The following is a 15,336-nucleotide window of genomic DNA, read 5'->3' as shown; positions in this document are numbered from 1 at the left end:
GATGTACGAGGGGTGGTTGTGGCTCTCCATCTTGAAGATGGCGGCCTGGCCGTCGCCAATATCGATCACGCCCGCATTCTCGCCCGGACCGCAAATGACCTGCGGCCCTTCGGTCGGCAGCTTCTTCAGATGGATGCGGCTCGACTTATAGCTGCAATGCTCGGACCACATCACCGAGAAGATGCCGAGCTCCACGAGATTGGGCTCGCGGCCCAGCGCGGTCAGGACGCGCTGATATTCTTCTTCGGACAGGCCGTGGTCGGCGACGATCTGGGGCGTGATCTCGGTCATGGCCCGCGCCTTTAACGCGGTGTCGCGGGTTCGTCACTATCGCTGTTGGTCGACCCGCTATCCCAGATGCATCGCCACCGCGATCGCGATACCCGACACGGCCAGCGCGCCCGCGATCCAGCCCGCGCCCAGGCGGATCGCGGCCTCGATACCAGCGGTCGAGACGGCGGCCTGTTCGCTCTCCAGCTTACGGGTCGTGGCGCGGATCAGGCGGGGCAGGTCGTCGCCCAGCCGGTCCAGCTCCAATGCAAGCGCAGCGGCGCGCTTGCCCCAACGTTCCGGGGCCAGGCGCGCCTCGACGATGCGGGAGGCGGCACGGCGCAGCGCGGTCGACAGGTCGAAGTCCGGCTGGATACCACTCAGCACGCCATCGATGGTGATCAGCGCCTTGAACAGCAACAGAAGATCGGGCTGAAGCACGATCCGCTCCTCGCGCAGGATCGGAAAGATGTCCGCCAGGATGGCCGCCAGCCTCAGCGTTCCGCCGCCATGCCGCACGATCAGCCGATCGGCGACCGCTTCGAATCGCGCGGGGGCGATGTCGTCGGTTTGCGACCATTGCTTCATGGTTTCGGCGAGCAGCGTGGAGTCGCTGTTCATGATCGCCTGGGTAAAGGCGATGACCTCTTCGCGTCGGCGAGGACTGACATGGCCGATCAGTCCCATGTCGAGCATCGCGATACGGTCGCCCGGCAGGCAGAGCAGATTGCCGGGATGCGGGTCACCGTGGAAACGCCCATTGATCAGCATCATGTCCAGCACGATGTCCGCGCCCGTCGCCGCAATGGCCGCCGGATCGATGCCGGCCTGTTGTAGGACCGCGGCGTTGCGGGGCGGAACACCCTCGATATAGTCCATGACCAGCAACGTTTCGGAGCTATGCCGCCAATGGATGGCCGGCACCACGACGCGCGGTTCACGTGCGAAATCCTCGCGCAGCCGGTCGGCGTTGCGCCCCTCATTGGTGAAGTCCAGCTCCTCCAATATGTCGCGGCTGAGTTCACGGACCATCCGCGCCGCGCCATAGCGGCGTGCCTCGGCATTGGTGGCCTCGACCATCGCGGCGAATTGGGTCAGCAGGCGAAGGTCCGCTTCCATGATCGGCCGGATGCCGGGGCGGCGGATCTTCAGCACGACCTCGGTCCCATCGGCCAGCGCAGCACGGTGGACTTGTGCGATCGAGGCGGCGGCGAGCGGCTCGGCACCGAAGCGGACGAAGGCGGTTTCGGGCGGCTCGCCCAAGGCAGCTTCGACCTGTTCGCGCAATTGCTCGAAGCGCAGGCGCGGGGCCGCGCTGTGCAGATGCTCCAGTTCCGCGATCCATTCGGGCGGCAGCAGATCGGAGCGGGTGGCCAGGATTTGCCCAAGCTTCACCCAGACGGGGCCGAGCGCCTCCATCGCCTGCCGCGTGCGGGCGGGCAGGTCGAAGGGCAGCGCGTCGGGATCGCGGCGCGCTGGATCGAGGCCCAGCCGGGCGAGCAGCACGTCCAGTCCGAAGCGCGACGCCGTCGCGATCACCTCGGCCAGCCGGGCGCGATCCCGCGCCGCGACGCGAATCGCCCCGATCATCGTCATCTCAAATGTAAGGCGGCTGGGTGTAGCCGGCGGGGCTGAGCGTGAAGATCTCGCAGCCCTCCTCGGTGATGCCGATCGAATGTTCGAACTGCGCCGACAGCGACCGGTCGCGCGTCACTGCCGTCCAGCCATCGTCGAGCAGCTTCACGTCCGGGCGGCCGATATTGATCATCGGCTCGATGGTGAAGATCATGCCGGGCTTCAGCTCGGGGCCGGTGCCGGGACGACCGGCATGGACGACCTCCGGCGCGTCATGGAACAACAGCCCCAGGCCGTGGCCGCAGAAATCGCGGACCACGCCGTAGCGATGCTTTTCGGCATGACGCTGAATGGCGTTGGCGACGTCGCCCATATGATTGCCGGGCCGCGCCTGCTCGATGCCCAGCATCAGGCATTCATAGGTCACCTCCACCAGCTTTCGCGCCTTCAGCGGCACGTCGCCGATCAGATACATGCGGCTGGTGTCGCCATGCCAGCCGTCGACGATCGGGGTCACGTCGACATTGACGATATCACCCGACTTCAGTGCCTTGTCGGACGGGATGCCATGGCACACGACATGGTTGATCGAAACACAGGTCGAATGGGCGTAGCCGCGATAGCCCAAAGTCGCGGGCACGCCGCCACGTTCGACGATGAAGTCATGGACCAGCCGGTTGATCTCGGCGGTGGTGACGCCGGGCACCATGTGCGGGACCAGCATGTCCAGCGTCTCGGCGGCCAGCCGGCCGGCCTTGTGCATGCCCTCGAACGCCTCGCGGCCCCACAGCTTGATCGCGCCGTCCCGCCCCTGGGGCGCATCGGCGGAAACGGTCACATAATCGGTCATCGCGCGGATATAGCGTGGCGCACCGCGTTTTGCGAGGCTATGTCACACCCCATGGAAACCGCCCTTAGCTCCGAGCGCATCTGGACCGCCGCGCTGGTCGTGATCGGCGACGAAATCCTTTCCGGCCGGACGCAGGATCGCAATATCGCGCAACTCGCGGCCTGGTTGAACGTGCAGGGCATTCGACTGGCCGAGGTGCGCGTCGTCCCCGATCGTGCCGACGCGATCGGCGAGGCGGTCAACAGCCTGCGGGTGCGCAACGACTATCTGTTCACCACCGGCGGTATCGGTCCCACGCATGACGATATCACCGTCGACGCCATCGCCGCCGCCCTGGGCCTGCCCGTGATCGAACATCCCGAGGCGCGCGCGATCCTGGACGACTATTATGCGACGCGCGGCGGGGTGACGCCGGCGCGGGCGCGGATGGCGCGCACCCCGGCAGGGGCCTCGCTGATCGCCAATCGCGTATCGGGCGCACCGGGTATTCGGATCGGCAACATCTTCATCATGGCCGGCGTGCCGCATATCACCGCCGGCATGCTCGACGCGCTGACCGGCACGCTGGAGGGCGGGCGGCCGGTCGTTTCCGCCAGCATCGGCTGCTGGGTGGGTGAGAGCGAGGTGGCCGATCTGCTCCGCCAGGCGGAGAAGGCGCATGAGGGTGTCGCGATCGGCAGCTATCCGTTCTTCCGCGAAGGCCGGACGGGCGCGAATTTCGTCGTGCGCAGCCCGGATGCGGCGCTGGTGGCCACCTGCATCGCCGACCTGACCACCGCCCTGGAAGCGCAAGGCCACCGCGTCATCGCCGACGGCATCTGATCTTAGCGGTCCTTTAACCCCCTGTTTCCCATGGCAGAGTTCCGAGGCAAAGATGGGGTTTCGAAGCGAATGGCGGTGATGGCGTGAGAATATGGGCATGACGTCGCCGATCCTGGTGACCGGCGCGGCGGGTTTCATCGGCCATGCCACGGTCCATCGCCTGCTCGATCGCGGTGAGACGGTCGTCGGTGCCGACATCGTCAACGACTATTACGACCCGGCGCTGAAGGCGGCGCGGCTGTCGACCTTCGATGGTCGGCGGGCTTTCGACTTTCATCGCATCGACATCGCCGATGCCGACGCGATCGCACGACTGGTGCGCGAACGGGGCGTCACCCGCGTCATCCACCTCGCCGCGCAGGCGGGTGTTCGCCACAGCATCGCCCATCCCTTCGCCTATGAGCGGTCGAACGTGGCCGGGCATCTGGCGGTGATGGAGGCCTGTCGCCATCAGCCCGGGTTCGAGCATCTCGTCTATGCCTCGTCCAGTTCGGTCTATGGCGACCGGCCGATGGGCGGGCAGGGGTTCAGCGAGGACGAGCCCTGCGTCTCGCCGGTCTCGCTCTATGCCGCGACCAAGCGCGCCTGCGAATTGATGAGCCAATCCTATGCGACGCTGTATGGCTTTCCCCTGACGGGGCTGCGCTTTTTTACCGTCTACGGCCCCTGGGGCCGGCCCGACATGGCCTATTTCTCGTTCACCGACCGCATCATGGGGGGGCGGCCGATCGAAGTGTACGGCGAGGGGCGGATGGCGCGCGACTTCACCTATATCGACGATATCGTCGACGGGATCATCGGGGCGCTGGACCATCCGCCCGCGCAGGGAGCGCACCGGCTGCTCAACATCGGCGACAGCGAGCCGGTCCCGTTGATGGACATGATCGCGACGCTAGAACGGGCATTGGGGCGCGAGGCCGTCAAGATCATGCGGCCCATGCAACCGGGGGACGTGACCGCGACCTTCGCCGATATATCGAAGCTGAACGCCCTGACCGGCTATGCGCCCAAAGTGCGGTTGACTGAAGGGCTGGGACGCTTCGCGCAATGGTACCGGGCGTATCACGGGGTCTGACGCGAAGCTGGAGCGGGTGAAGGGAATCGAACCCTCGTCGTAAGCTTGGGAAGCTTCTGCTCTACCATTGAGCTACACCCGCGTGCGAAATCGCACCTATTCAAGCGCGGCGGGTTTGGCAAGCGCCCTGTCGCGGAAATCTTGAGCGTGTTCAGCCGGTGATCGACTGGCCCAGCGTCATGGTCTTGCCGTTGGTGACGATCACCCGGTCGCCCAGCCGGGTGGCGGCGAACAGCTTGCGGGCAAAGCCGATGGGTACGCCGATGCAGCCGTGCGTGGCGTTGCCATAGGCGACGTCGCTGGCATGGATCGCCACACCGTCATTGGTCAGCCGCAGCATATAGGGCATCGGCGCGTCATACAGGTTGGAGACGTGGTCGGCGTCCTTTTGCAGGATCGGAAATACGCCCAGCGGGGTCGGCATATTGTCCGCGCCATAGATCATGGCCGCCGCCCCGATCTCATAGCCATCGCGGAAGATCGAGACGACCTGCGCCGCCAGATCGACCGTGATGACGACCGGGCCTTGCGGAGCGCCCGCCTCGTCCCAGACGAAGTCACCGTGGCGCAGCGGCTTTTTCAGGTCGAGGATGCGGCGTACGACGAACGGGGTAGGGCTGGGGCTGGCAACCGGGCTGGGCGTCGGCAAAGGGGAGGGCGTCGGCAAAGGGGAGGGCGTCGGGGCGATGGATGGCGCAAGGGAAGGGGGCGGCGCCTGGGACGTCGTCGCGGCGTCCGGTCGACGCGTCAGCAGCATGCCGCCGCCGGCGACGGCGCTGATCAGGATCATTCCCGCCAGGATCTGCAAAGTCCGCATCCGCCTATCGCATACCCATCCGTGCTGAACGAGGCGTTAGCGGATTTCGACCGTGACGTGGCCCAGCGCCGCCATGCCCGCCAGCCGGTCGTGGATCGCAGCACTGGTCAGGGGGGCACGGGTCCCTTCCACCGCCAGCACGACGGCATGGGCGGTCGGCCCGATCCGCCAGATGTGGAAATCGTGGATGCGCGTATCGCCCGGTCCCTCGACCCGCGTGCGCACCTCGCTGGCCAGCTTGGGGTCCGCCGCGTCGAGCAATACCGATGACGCCTGACGCATGAGCCCCACCGCCCAGTTGGCGATCACCACCGCGCCGAGCAGGCCCACCGCGGGATCGAGCCAGACCCATCCGAGATACCGACCCGCCACCAACGCCAGGATCGCCATCACCGAGGTCAGCGCATCGGCCAGCACATGGATATAGGCCGCGCGCATGTTGGTGTCGCCGCCATGGCGATCATCGGCATGGTCGTGCGGGTGGTGATGGTCGTGCCCATGGTGATGATGGTCGTGCCCATGGTGATGATGGTCGTGCTCGTGCCCATGATGGTGATGCCCGTGACCGTGATGGTGACCGCCCGACAGCATGAAGGCGCTGATCACGTTGATCGCCAGGCCCAGCACGGCGACCAGGATCGCGTCACCGAAGATGACGGGATGCGGATCGGCGAGGCGGGTGATCGACTCATAGGCGATGAACAGCGACACGATGCCCAACACCATCGCCGAGCCGAAGCCCGCCAATTCGCCGACCTTGCCCGTACCCCAGCTATAGCGCGGGTTGGCGACGTGCCGCTTGGCATAGGAATAGGCGATGGCGGCGATGCCCAGCGCGCCGACATGCGTCGCCATGTGGAACCCGTCCGCCAGCAACGCCATCGATCCGGTCCAATAGCCGGCGATGATCTCACCGACCATCATCACCGCCGACAGCCAGGCGACGGCCTGCGTCCGCCGGGCGTTGTCGTCATGGGCATGGCCCAGATAATCGTGGCTGTGCGTCGTCATGACGGCGTTCCCTGAATCCCAATATCAGCGAAAATGGCGGCGAAGGAGCTTGGCCAACTCGACGGCGGCGGCGCTGCGCTCGGCATCGCTTTGGCCGGGCGCGGCGACATGCGCGTGGAGGTGATCCTCGACCAGTTCATCCATCAGGCCCGCGACCGCACCGCGTACCGCCGCGACCAGATGCAGCGTCTCGGCGCAATCGGCATCCGCCGTCACCGATCGTTCGATCGCCGCGACCTGACCCGCGATACGGCGAACGCGGGCAATGATCTTTTCCTTGCTGGTGGTGACATGCGCCATAATGGATAGGGGTATAGGGTATAATGACGGCCGCTGCAATCGTCGGCTTGCCCCGTTCGATCGACTCCCCCAAAGACGGCTTTGGCATCGGCGAACCGGAGGTGGATCATGGGGTTGTGGCGGCAATGGACGCTGGTCGTGGCGGCCTGGGGCATGGCGACGCCTGCCATGGCGGAGACGATCCTGTTCGTCGGCAACAGTTTCACGTTCGGGGCCAATTCGCCGGTCATGCGCTACCGCCCCGATGCCGTGCGCGATTTGAACAAGGAAGGCATCGGTGGAGTGCCGGCGCTGTTCAAGACCTTCGCCGAGCAGGCGGGGCAGGATTGGACGGTCAGCCTGGAGACGTCGCCCGGCAAGGACCTGGCCTTTCACTATGAGCAGAAACGCCGCGAGATCGATCGCCGCTGGGACGTGGTGATCCTTCAGGACTATAGCACCCTCGACGCGCAGCGGCCGGGCGATCCGGCGCGTCATGTCGAGGCGGTCGGGCTGATTGCCGACATGTTGCGTCGTGCCAATCCGCGTGTTCGTATCGAACTGGTCTCGACGTGGAGCCGCGCCGACCTGACCTATCGCACGCCCAGCCCCTGGCACGGCAAGCCGATCTTCGCGATGGCGGACGATCTGGCGGCCGCCAACGCCTATACGCTGCGCCGCCGACCCGACCTGGCGGGTGCGATTCCCGTGGGCCAGGCGTGGAACCGCGCTTGGCGTGACCGGATCGCGGACCCCAACCCCTATGACGGCATCGCCTTCGGTCAGATCGACCTGTGGAGCTGGGACCAGTATCACGCGAGCGCGGCGGGTTATTATCTGGAGGCACTGGTGATCTTCGGGAAGGTGACGGGTTTCGATGTCCGACGACTTGGCGAGGATGAACGCGCCGGCCGCGATCTGGGGCTGGAGCCGCGCACCGTTGGCCGGCTCCAGGCGATCGCGCATGCGGAAATCGCAGAGGTCAGGCCGTAACGATCGTTCCATCGCGTACCGTCACGGGCCAGGGGGTCAGCCGCTGGCCGGCGCAGGGCCCGCCCAGGCAGGCGCCATCCTCGACCGCGAAGATCGCGCCATGCCACGAACAGGCGATCCGGTCGCCCCCCGGCGTCAGATAGGCGTCGAGCTCCTGCGCGAGCGGCAGGCCCATATGCGGGCATCGATCGACATAGCCATGCACCGTGCCCCCCCGCCGCACGACGAAGCCGTGGAATCGACCGGCACGCATTTGCAGCACGAAGTTGCGCGCCGCGCCATCGCCGATCGTCTCCAACGGGCCGAGCGCGATGCCCGCCGGCGTGGTGGTCAGCCGTTCGTCGCTCATCCCGCATCGTCCTGCGCTTCGGGGGCGGCCCCCGGCACCCGCTCGCGCAGGCGTGCCGCGCAGGCCGTCAGGCGGGGATAGGGCGTGAGATCGACCCCGAACCGCTCGGCATTATAGACCTGTGGCAGGATGTGGCAGTCGGCCAGGGTCGGGCTGTCGCCATAGGCATAGCCGCCACCATGGCGTGCGATCATCGTCTCGATCGCCGCGAAACCCTCGGCGACCCAGTGGCGGATCCAGTCGCTCACCGCCGCCTCGTCCGTCCCCATGTCGGTCCGCAACCGGGTCAGAACGCGCAGATTGTTGATGGGGTGAATGTCGCAGGCGACGATCGCCGCCATCGCGCGTACCACGGCGCGGCCGCCGGGATCGGCGGGAAGCAGCGGCGGGTCGGGATAACGCTCCTCCAGCCATTCGAGGATCGCGGGGCTCTGCATCAACAGCCCGTCCGGGCCATCGAGCACGGGTACCAGACCCTGCGGCTGCAACCGGCGATAGGCCTCTCCACGCTGTTCGCCCAGCCGCAAGTCGTGCGTCACGCTGTCATAGGGCAGGCCCTTCAGCCCGAGCGCCAGGCGTACGCGATAGGCCGCGCTCGACCGCCAATAGCCATGCAGCGTCAGGCTCATGGCAGCTTGGCCTTCGGGAAATCCTTCCATACCGCGTCATAGTCGAGCTGGGCATGGGTGAGCGCGTGATTTGTCGGGCGATAGGGCCAGCAACTTTCCACCATGAAGGCCATGGTGCCGTCAATCCGATGCGGCTTCAGATCGGCGTTGCTCGCGCCCTGCCAACTGGCGAGGTCGGGGCCGTGGCCGGCCATCAGATTGTGCAGCGACAGGCCACCGGGCTGAAAACCCTCCGCCTTGGCATCATAGGCGCCGGTGATCAGCCCCATCGCCTCCGACATGACGTTGCGGTGGAACCATGGCGGGCGGAACGTGTCCTCCGCCACCATCCAGCGTGGCGGGAACAGCACCAGATCGGCATTTGCGCGACCGGGCACGTCGCTGGGCGAAGTCAGCAGGGTGAAAATCGACGGGTCTGGGTGATCAAAGCTGACCGTGTTGATGGTGTTGAAGCGCGATAGGTCATAGCGCCACGGCGCGAGATTGCCATGCCACGCCACCACGTCGAGCGGGCTGTGGTCGAGCGTCATCGTCCAGAGCGACCCGAGGAATTTCTGCACGACCGGGGTCGGTTCGTCGCGGTCCTCGAACCAAGCGACCGGCGTCTCGAAATCGCGCGGATTGCCAAGACCGTTGGCGCCGATCGGACCCAGGTCCGGCAGGCGGAACAGACTGCCGTGATTCTCGGCCACGTACCCGGTCGCCTCGCCATCGGGCAGCTCGACCCGGAACCGCACGCCGCGCGGGACCAGCGCGATCTGACCCGGCGCGATGTCGATCCGGCCCAGCTCGGTCAGCAGGGTCAGGCGACCCGCCTGGGGCAGGAAGACGAGTTCGCCGTCCGCATCGACGAAGACACGGTCCATGTCGCGATTGCACGCATAGACATGGACCGCCACGCCTTCCAGATCGGCCGGATCGCGATTGGCGAGCATGGTCGTCATGCCGTCGATCCAGTCGGTACCCGGCGGGGCCGTCGGTGCCGGGTCCCAGCGCAGGCGATTGGGGGGCAGCGGCGCGTCGCTAGTCCCGGGGGCGAAGCGGGGCGCGCCCTCATAGGGCGTGTAGGGCGGATGCTCGGCGGTCGGGCGCAAACGGTAAAGCCAAGAGCGGCGGTTTTCGTGGCGCGGCGCGGTGAAGGCGGTGCCGGAGAGTTGCTCGGCATACAGCCCATAAGCCGGGCGCTGCGGCGAGTTGCGACCGATGGGGAGGGCGCCGGGGACCGCTTCTGTCGCGACGTGGTTGCCGAAGCCGGGGATGTAGGATGTCGTCATCTCTTTTCCTCTCCACAACATGCCAGCGCTTCTTGGCACGAACCCCTCCCCTTCAGGGGAGGGGGGCAGCTTCGCATCAGGCGTCGACCGAAATCACGCCGCGCCGGATCTGATCCAGTTCGATGCTCTCGAACAGAGCCTGGAAATTGCCGTTGCCGAAGCCCTCATTGCCCTTGCGCTGGATGATCTCGAAGAAGATCGGCCCGACCATGTTCTCGGTGAAGATCTGGAGCAGGATGCCCTCCTCGCCGACATTCCCGTCGATCAGGATGCGATTGCGCTTCAGGCGCTCCAGGTCCTCGCCATGGTTGGGGACGCGCTTGTCGACCAGCTCATAATAGGTCTCGATCGTATCCTGCAGTCGAACGCCGCGTTCGCGCAGCTTTTCCACCGTCTCGAAGATATTGTCGGTGGTCAGCGCAAGATGCTGGATGCCTTCGCCATTATACTCGCGGATGAACTCCTCGATCTGGCTCTTCTCGTCCTGGCTTTCGTTCAGGGGGATGCGGATCGCCTTGTCGGGGGCGATCATCGCCTGGCTGAACAGGCCGGTCGCCTTGCCCTTGATGTCGAAATACTTTTGTTCCTCGAAGCCGAACAGCTTCGAGTAGAAGCCCGACCAGGTGCGCATCTCGCCGCGACGGACATTGTGGGTCAGATGGTCGAGCAGATCGAGGCCGACATTGTTCTCCGCCTCCGCCTGTTGCCAACCCTCGATCTCGTTCCAGTCGGCGAACAGGTCGTCACCGGCCTTGACCAGATACAGATAGCTGCCGCCGATGCCCTCGATCGCCTTGGCGTCCGGGGTCAGGCAGCCGCGCGTCGCGTCGACCGCGACGGCACCACCCTTGATGGCATGGTCGAACGCCTCGGCGGGATCGGCGACGTAAAAGCCCATGCCGCTGGCCGAGGGACCATGCTCGGCCCGAAAATCCGCAGCCTGTCCATCGGCTTCGGCGTTGAGGAGCAGCGTGATGCGGCCTTGCTTGTACCGGGTGATCGCCTTGGCGGGATGACGATGGGTCGGTACGAAACCCATCATGTCGAACTGGCGCGCCAGCGCGTCGGGTTCGGGGGTGGTGAACTCGCAAAAGGCGAAGCCATCGAGGCCCAGCGGATTGTTCGGGGTGGTTGCCATGACGTCCAACTCCTGATCCAGTAACGTTGGCAACTAAATCGCAGACCGGAGAATTGGTGTCAAATGTTACGATCTCGCGAATTGCGGCTCGATGCCTTTCTGCCCTACCGCCTGTCGATCACCTCGAACCTGGTCAGCGACCATATCGCCAGCGCCTATCAACAGCTGTTTGGGCTCACGATCCCGGAATGGCGGCTGATCGCGATCGTGGCGGAGGAGGGCGCCGTGGCGCAGTCTGCGGTGTGCGAGCGCAGCCGGATGGACAAGGTCACCGTCTCGCGCGCCGCGATCGCGATGGTCGGGCGCGGGCTGATGGCCAGGACGGCGCATGACGGCGACCGGCGTTCCCATCTGCTCGTGCTGACCGACGCGGGCCGTGAATTATACGCGGATGTCTCACCCAAGGCATTGGAATTGGAGGAACAATTATTCTCCGACTTCCGGCCCGAAGAGCTGGAGGCGTTCGTGGCCATGCTCCACCGGATCGATGCGATCGCCCTGTCGCTGCGCGATCAACCCAGGATCGAGCGATAGAGGGTTAGATACTCATCGGCCATGCGATCGACCGAAAAGCGTGTCTCGGCCGCGCGGCGGCAGGCGGCGCGGTCGATCTGGTCGATCCGTTCGATCGCCGCGATGGCCTCATCGACGCTGTCGACTAGAAAGCCGGTGACGCCGTCCTCGATCAGCTCGGCCATCGAACCGCGCCGGATCGCGATCACGGGCGTCCCACAGGCCATGGCCTCGACCACCGACAGGCCGAAGGGCTCGTCGAAATTGATCAGGTGGAGCAGCGCCCGTGCCTGCCCCAGCGTCGCGGTTCGATCCGTACCGCCGACCGGGCCGCGATAGACGACGCGATCGCCGTCGACATGCGGCGCGACCTCGCGCTCCCAATAGCCTTGATCCTGCACGATGCCGGCCATGACCAGCCGGCGTCCGCTGGCGCGCGCGGCGGCGATCGCCTCGGCCGCGCCCTTGTCGGGATGGATGCGACCAAAGAACAGAAGATCGTCGCTACCGCTTGGATCGAAAGGAAAATCGTCGATCGGGATGCCGTGATGAATGGTGGCGGCATAGCGCAAGCGCGGATGGCGATCGGCGTCCGAGATCGCGACATAATGCACGCGGTCCTGATAGGGCTCATACATCGGCATGATCCGGTCGGACGAAAAACCGTGGATCGTCGTCACCATCGGCGTGTCGACCAGGCGGGAAAAGGCATGCGCCGGAAAATCCGCCTGGTTGTGGATCAGATCGAATTCGCCCGCCCGCTCGAACACGGTCGCGAGGTGGCGCATCTCCCACACCTTGGCGTCCACCGCCGGGTCTTCCGAATAGGCCGCCGGGACCGGACCGGCGAGTGTCGCCTGGGTGATGCTGTCCTGGGTCGCGAACAGCGTCACGTCGACGCCGCGCGCCACCAACGCCTCGGTCAACAGGCTGGTGACCAGTTCCCATGGGCCATAGGCGCGGGGCGGCGTACGCCACGCGATCGGAGCGATCATCGCTATCTTCATGCGGAGGCGTCGACTTTCAGGATAAGCCCCTCGTCGGGGCGCAGCAGGGAAGGGGCGGCCGAGGGCAGCGGACCGGGCAGCGTGGAAAGAATGGGCTGGCCTGCGGGAAGCGCGACAGGCGCGGCGTCATGGCCCAGATTGAGCGCGACGACGATGCGCTCGCCATCCTGTTCCCGTTCATAGGCCAGCACGTCGCCTTCCGCCTCCAACAGTCGGATCGTGCCGACTGCCAGTGCGGGTATCGCTCGGCGAAGGGAGAGGAGCGCTCGGTGAAGCGCCAGCATCGAATGGGGGTCGTCCGCCTCGGCCGCGACGTTTCGTTCGCGCCAGTCACCGCCCAGGGGCAGCCATGGTTCGCCCCTGGTAAAGCCCGCATGAGGACTGTCGTCCCAGGGCATCGGCGTGCGGACCGGATCGCGGCCGAGACCCAGGCCGGGTTCTCGCAATTCGCGCGGATCGCGCACACGGTCGGGAGGAATGACTCCGTCCGTCATGCCCAACTCATCGCCATAATAGAGCGTCGGCGTACCGCGAAGGGTCAGCAGCAGCATCGCGGCGACGCGCGCCTGCGCCGGCCCGCGCTTGGTGGCGCTACGCGGCCGGTCGTGGTTGCCCAGCACCCAGTTCGGCCATCCGCCGGGGGGAAGGGCGGCTTCATACTCGGCGATCATCCGCGCCAGGCTTCGTGCGTCCCAAGCGGCGTCGATCAGCTGGAAGTTGAAGGGCAGGTGCACACCTTCGCCCGCCAACCCATAATAGCGCATAAGCCGTTCGACAGGTAGGTAAATCTCGCCGATCAGCACCCGATCGTCACCCTCGCGGCCAAAGGCGTCGGCGATGGCGCGCATATCGGCGGCGATGTCGTGTACCTCGGGCTGGTCGGTCGAGTGGAGCTGAAATACCCGGTGCATCTCGCCCATTGCGGGGGCCCAGCCGGGGTTGATGGGATTGTCGGGGAAGTCGGCATGTTTGACGATGTGCCACAGCACGTCGATGCGAAAGCCATCGACCCCCCGCGCGAACCAGAAGCGAAGCACGTCGAGCATCGCGGCGCGCACCTCGGGGGTGCGCCAGTTCAGATCGGGCTGTTCTTTCAGAAAGGCGTGCGAATAATATTGCCCGGTCTTGGCGTCATAGGTCCAGGCCGGCCCGCCAAAGTCGCTGATCCAGTTGTTGGGCGGTCCGCCATCCGCGGCGGGATCGCGCCAGATATACCATTCGCGCTTCGGGCTGTCGCGGGAGGATCGGCTTTCCACGAACCAGGGATGCTGGTCCGAGCTGTGATTGGGCACGAAGTCCAGCAGCAGCTTCAGTCCGCGCGCATGGGCCGAGGCGAGAAGCGCATCGAAATCCGCAAGCGTTCCGAACCGCCGATCTATGTCGCAATATTCCGCGACGTCATAACCGAAATCGGCCATAGGTGACGGAAATATAGGCGATAACCAGATCGCATCCACGCCCAGTTCGACCAGATAGTCGAGTCGGGTCGCGATGCCGCGCAGGTCACCGATGCCGTCGCCATCGCTGTCCTGAAAGGACCAGGGATAAATCTGATACAGGACGGACGACTGCCACCAGGGGCGGGCGGTCAACGGAAGCGATCCTTGGGCAATCGCGTCATGCGGCACGCCAGATCGGCCTCACCGCTGGCCACCAGATAATGGTCGCCCATGTCGACGATCCCGGTCGAGAACACGACCGGGGTCGGGAGGTAGATCTGGTGGGCGATGGGCGCGGTCAGTTCGGGGTCGGCCTCCAGAACGGGATGATCGTCCTCCAGCCGCAGGATGCGCGTGGGGTCTTCGGCGTCGAACAGCGCCCAGAAGCTGCGATAAATGCCGACCGCATCGCGGCGCTCGACCCCGTGGTATAGGGTCAGCCAACCGTCCTTCGTCAGAATGGGCGGAGTACCGCCGCCGACCTTCATGGCCGAGGTCGATGCCTTGCGCGCGCGGATCCCCGGGGCTTCGAGCGGCTTCCAGTGCAACCCATCCGGCGAGGTGGCGAAGTTGATCGATGGACCGCCGACATAGGGGCTGGCTTCCGGGTAAGCGAAATAGACTTCACCCAGCGGCCGGGTCAGCGCCATGAAACGCCCGCGGACCAACCCTTCGAAGAACAGCATATCCTTGTTCTGATGGTCGAGGATGATCCCCACCAGCGTATAGTCCATCCCGTTTTCGGAGATATGGAGCGTGGTCGAATGGCGCTCGGCGGATACCGAACAGGTCGTCATGTACCAGCGGTCGCCGATACGGCTGATCCGGGGGTCTTCGACTCCGTAATCCTGCCATGTCGCGGCGGGTTCGATCGCCTTGTCGTAATGAACCGCGAGCACGGTCTCGCCATCCGGAGAGATTTCGACCGGGAGCAGCCAGGACAGCGATGTCAACGCCAGCATGCGGTGCGCCGCGCCTCTCAGCGCGAACTGGCGGGGGTCGGCCATGTCCACCTGATCGACGCGGTAGCGATCGAGGACATAGCGGCCTTGGTCCCAGCGGATCGCACGGACATGCTCACCCTCGACCGGCTGCGACAGGGCCTCCGCGATGCGGACCATCAGCAACAGATTGCCGTTGGGCAGCCGGGTCATGCCCGGGTTGAAGGCGCCCAGCGCATAGGTCGGCTCGGCGATCCCGCGCCGCAGCGGCGACCGGGAAAGATCGACATCGTCGGGGCGGAAGATCAACTGATCGTCGGACATGGTCACGGCAACGCCTGCTCTTCCGTCCCG

Annotated in this window: 16 protein-coding genes, 1 tRNA gene and 1 pseudogene; 4 read left to right on the top strand and 14 right to left on the bottom strand. The window is 65.6% G+C overall.

Going from position 1 to position 15,336, the window contains the following annotated elements; genetic code table 11:
- The 3 genes and pseudogenes from ACQKJZ_RS05645 to map form a co-directional block, all read right to left on the bottom strand.
- Positions 1-291 (bottom strand): annotated as a pseudogene (locus tag ACQKJZ_RS05645) (phosphoribosylformylglycinamidine synthase subunit PurL); the annotation flags it as partial.
- A gap of 57 nt (positions 292-348) precedes the next feature.
- Positions 349-1,860: an ABC1 kinase family protein gene (locus tag ACQKJZ_RS05640; protein ID WP_427730303.1), complete on the bottom strand. Its 1,512-nt coding sequence runs from the start codon at positions 1,858-1,860 to the stop codon at positions 349-351.
- Between the two features lie 7 nt (positions 1,861-1,867).
- On the bottom strand, positions 1,868-2,695 hold the full coding sequence (gene map, locus ACQKJZ_RS05635) for a type I methionyl aminopeptidase (protein WP_427730302.1): 828 nt from the start codon (positions 2,693-2,695) through the stop codon (positions 1,868-1,870).
- A 51-nt stretch (positions 2,696-2,746) separates the two neighbouring features.
- Between map and ACQKJZ_RS05630 the strand changes: the two genes are divergently transcribed.
- Positions 2,747-3,517 carry a competence/damage-inducible protein A gene (locus ACQKJZ_RS05630; protein WP_427730301.1) on the top strand — a complete coding sequence of 257 codons (771 nt, stop codon included), beginning with the start codon at positions 2,747-2,749 and terminating at the stop codon, positions 3,515-3,517.
- A 97-nt stretch (positions 3,518-3,614) separates the two neighbouring features.
- On the top strand, positions 3,615-4,592 hold the full coding sequence (locus ACQKJZ_RS05625; RefSeq protein WP_427730300.1) for an NAD-dependent epimerase/dehydratase family protein: 978 nt from the start codon (positions 3,615-3,617) through the stop codon (positions 4,590-4,592).
- Between the two features lie 8 nt (positions 4,593-4,600).
- Here the strand turns inward: ACQKJZ_RS05625 and ACQKJZ_RS05620 are convergent.
- From ACQKJZ_RS05620 to ACQKJZ_RS05605, 4 genes are all read right to left on the bottom strand, one after another.
- Positions 4,601-4,674, bottom strand: a tRNA-Gly gene (locus tag ACQKJZ_RS05620).
- A gap of 69 nt (positions 4,675-4,743) precedes the next feature.
- Entirely contained in the window at positions 4,744-5,409 is a 666-nt protein-coding gene (locus tag ACQKJZ_RS05615) for a L,D-transpeptidase family protein (protein ID WP_427730299.1), read from the bottom strand.
- A 36-nt stretch (positions 5,410-5,445) separates the two neighbouring features.
- The gene (gene dmeF / locus ACQKJZ_RS05610; protein WP_427730298.1) at positions 5,446-6,420 is read right to left on the bottom strand and encodes a CDF family Co(II)/Ni(II) efflux transporter DmeF; all 975 of its coding nucleotides are present in this window, start codon (positions 6,418-6,420) and stop codon (positions 5,446-5,448) included.
- A 24-nt stretch (positions 6,421-6,444) separates the two neighbouring features.
- A complete protein-coding gene (locus tag ACQKJZ_RS05605; RefSeq protein ID WP_427730297.1) occupies positions 6,445-6,720 on the bottom strand; it encodes a metal/formaldehyde-sensitive transcriptional repressor in 276 nt (91 codons plus the stop codon).
- A gap of 108 nt (positions 6,721-6,828) precedes the next feature.
- Here ACQKJZ_RS05605 and ACQKJZ_RS05600 point away from each other — a divergent pair, with 108 nt between their 5' ends.
- Positions 6,829-7,692: a PEP-CTERM sorting domain-containing protein gene (locus ACQKJZ_RS05600; protein WP_427730296.1), complete on the top strand. Its 864-nt coding sequence runs from the start codon at positions 6,829-6,831 to the stop codon at positions 7,690-7,692.
- Here ACQKJZ_RS05600 and ACQKJZ_RS05595 read toward each other — a convergent pair.
- From ACQKJZ_RS05595 to hppD, 4 genes are all read right to left on the bottom strand, one after another.
- On the bottom strand, positions 7,682-8,041 hold the full coding sequence (locus ACQKJZ_RS05595; protein WP_427730295.1) for a Rieske (2Fe-2S) protein: 360 nt from the start codon (positions 8,039-8,041) through the stop codon (positions 7,682-7,684). The genes ACQKJZ_RS05600 and ACQKJZ_RS05595 overlap by 11 nt on opposite strands.
- On the bottom strand, positions 8,038-8,670 hold the full coding sequence (maiA, locus tag ACQKJZ_RS05590) for a maleylacetoacetate isomerase (protein WP_427730294.1): 633 nt from the start codon (positions 8,668-8,670) through the stop codon (positions 8,038-8,040). Before maiA ends, ACQKJZ_RS05595 begins: the two co-directional genes overlap by 4 nt.
- On the bottom strand, positions 8,667-9,944 hold the full coding sequence (gene hmgA / locus ACQKJZ_RS05585) for a homogentisate 1,2-dioxygenase (protein WP_427730293.1): 1,278 nt from the start codon (positions 9,942-9,944) through the stop codon (positions 8,667-8,669). The genes maiA and hmgA overlap by 4 nt, the downstream gene beginning before the upstream one ends.
- A 76-nt stretch (positions 9,945-10,020) precedes the next feature.
- The gene (gene hppD / locus ACQKJZ_RS05580; protein ID WP_427730292.1) at positions 10,021-11,082 is read right to left on the bottom strand and encodes a 4-hydroxyphenylpyruvate dioxygenase; all 1,062 of its coding nucleotides are present in this window, start codon (positions 11,080-11,082) and stop codon (positions 10,021-10,023) included.
- A gap of 63 nt (positions 11,083-11,145) precedes the next feature.
- Between hppD and ACQKJZ_RS05575 the strand changes: the two genes are divergently transcribed.
- The gene (locus tag ACQKJZ_RS05575; RefSeq protein WP_427730291.1) at positions 11,146-11,616 is read left to right on the top strand and encodes a MarR family winged helix-turn-helix transcriptional regulator; all 471 of its coding nucleotides are present in this window, start codon (positions 11,146-11,148) and stop codon (positions 11,614-11,616) included.
- Here ACQKJZ_RS05575 and ACQKJZ_RS05570 read toward each other — a convergent pair.
- From ACQKJZ_RS05570 to ACQKJZ_RS05560, 3 genes are read right to left on the bottom strand one after another with little or no spacing between them, the layout of a single operon-like run.
- Positions 11,595-12,602, bottom strand: coding sequence for a glycosyltransferase family 4 protein (locus ACQKJZ_RS05570; protein ID WP_427730290.1), 1,008 nt, complete (start codon positions 12,600-12,602; stop codon positions 11,595-11,597). The two genes, ACQKJZ_RS05575 and ACQKJZ_RS05570, sit on opposite strands and share 22 nt — an antisense overlap.
- Entirely contained in the window at positions 12,599-14,194 is a 1,596-nt protein-coding gene (locus ACQKJZ_RS05565; RefSeq protein WP_427730289.1) for an alpha-amylase family glycosyl hydrolase, read from the bottom strand. The genes ACQKJZ_RS05570 and ACQKJZ_RS05565 overlap by 4 nt, the downstream gene beginning before the upstream one ends.
- The gene (locus tag ACQKJZ_RS05560) at positions 14,191-15,306 is read right to left on the bottom strand and encodes a glycosidase (protein WP_427730306.1); all 1,116 of its coding nucleotides are present in this window, start codon (positions 15,304-15,306) and stop codon (positions 14,191-14,193) included. Before ACQKJZ_RS05560 ends, ACQKJZ_RS05565 begins: the two co-directional genes overlap by 4 nt.
- Between the last annotated feature and the right edge of the window lie 30 nt (positions 15,307-15,336).

Source organism: Sphingomonas sp. NPDC019816 (assembly GCF_050274375.1).
Taxonomy (GTDB): Bacteria; Pseudomonadota; Alphaproteobacteria; order Sphingomonadales; family Sphingomonadaceae; genus Sphingomonas.
This window is presented reverse-complemented; position numbering and strand designations above follow the sequence as displayed.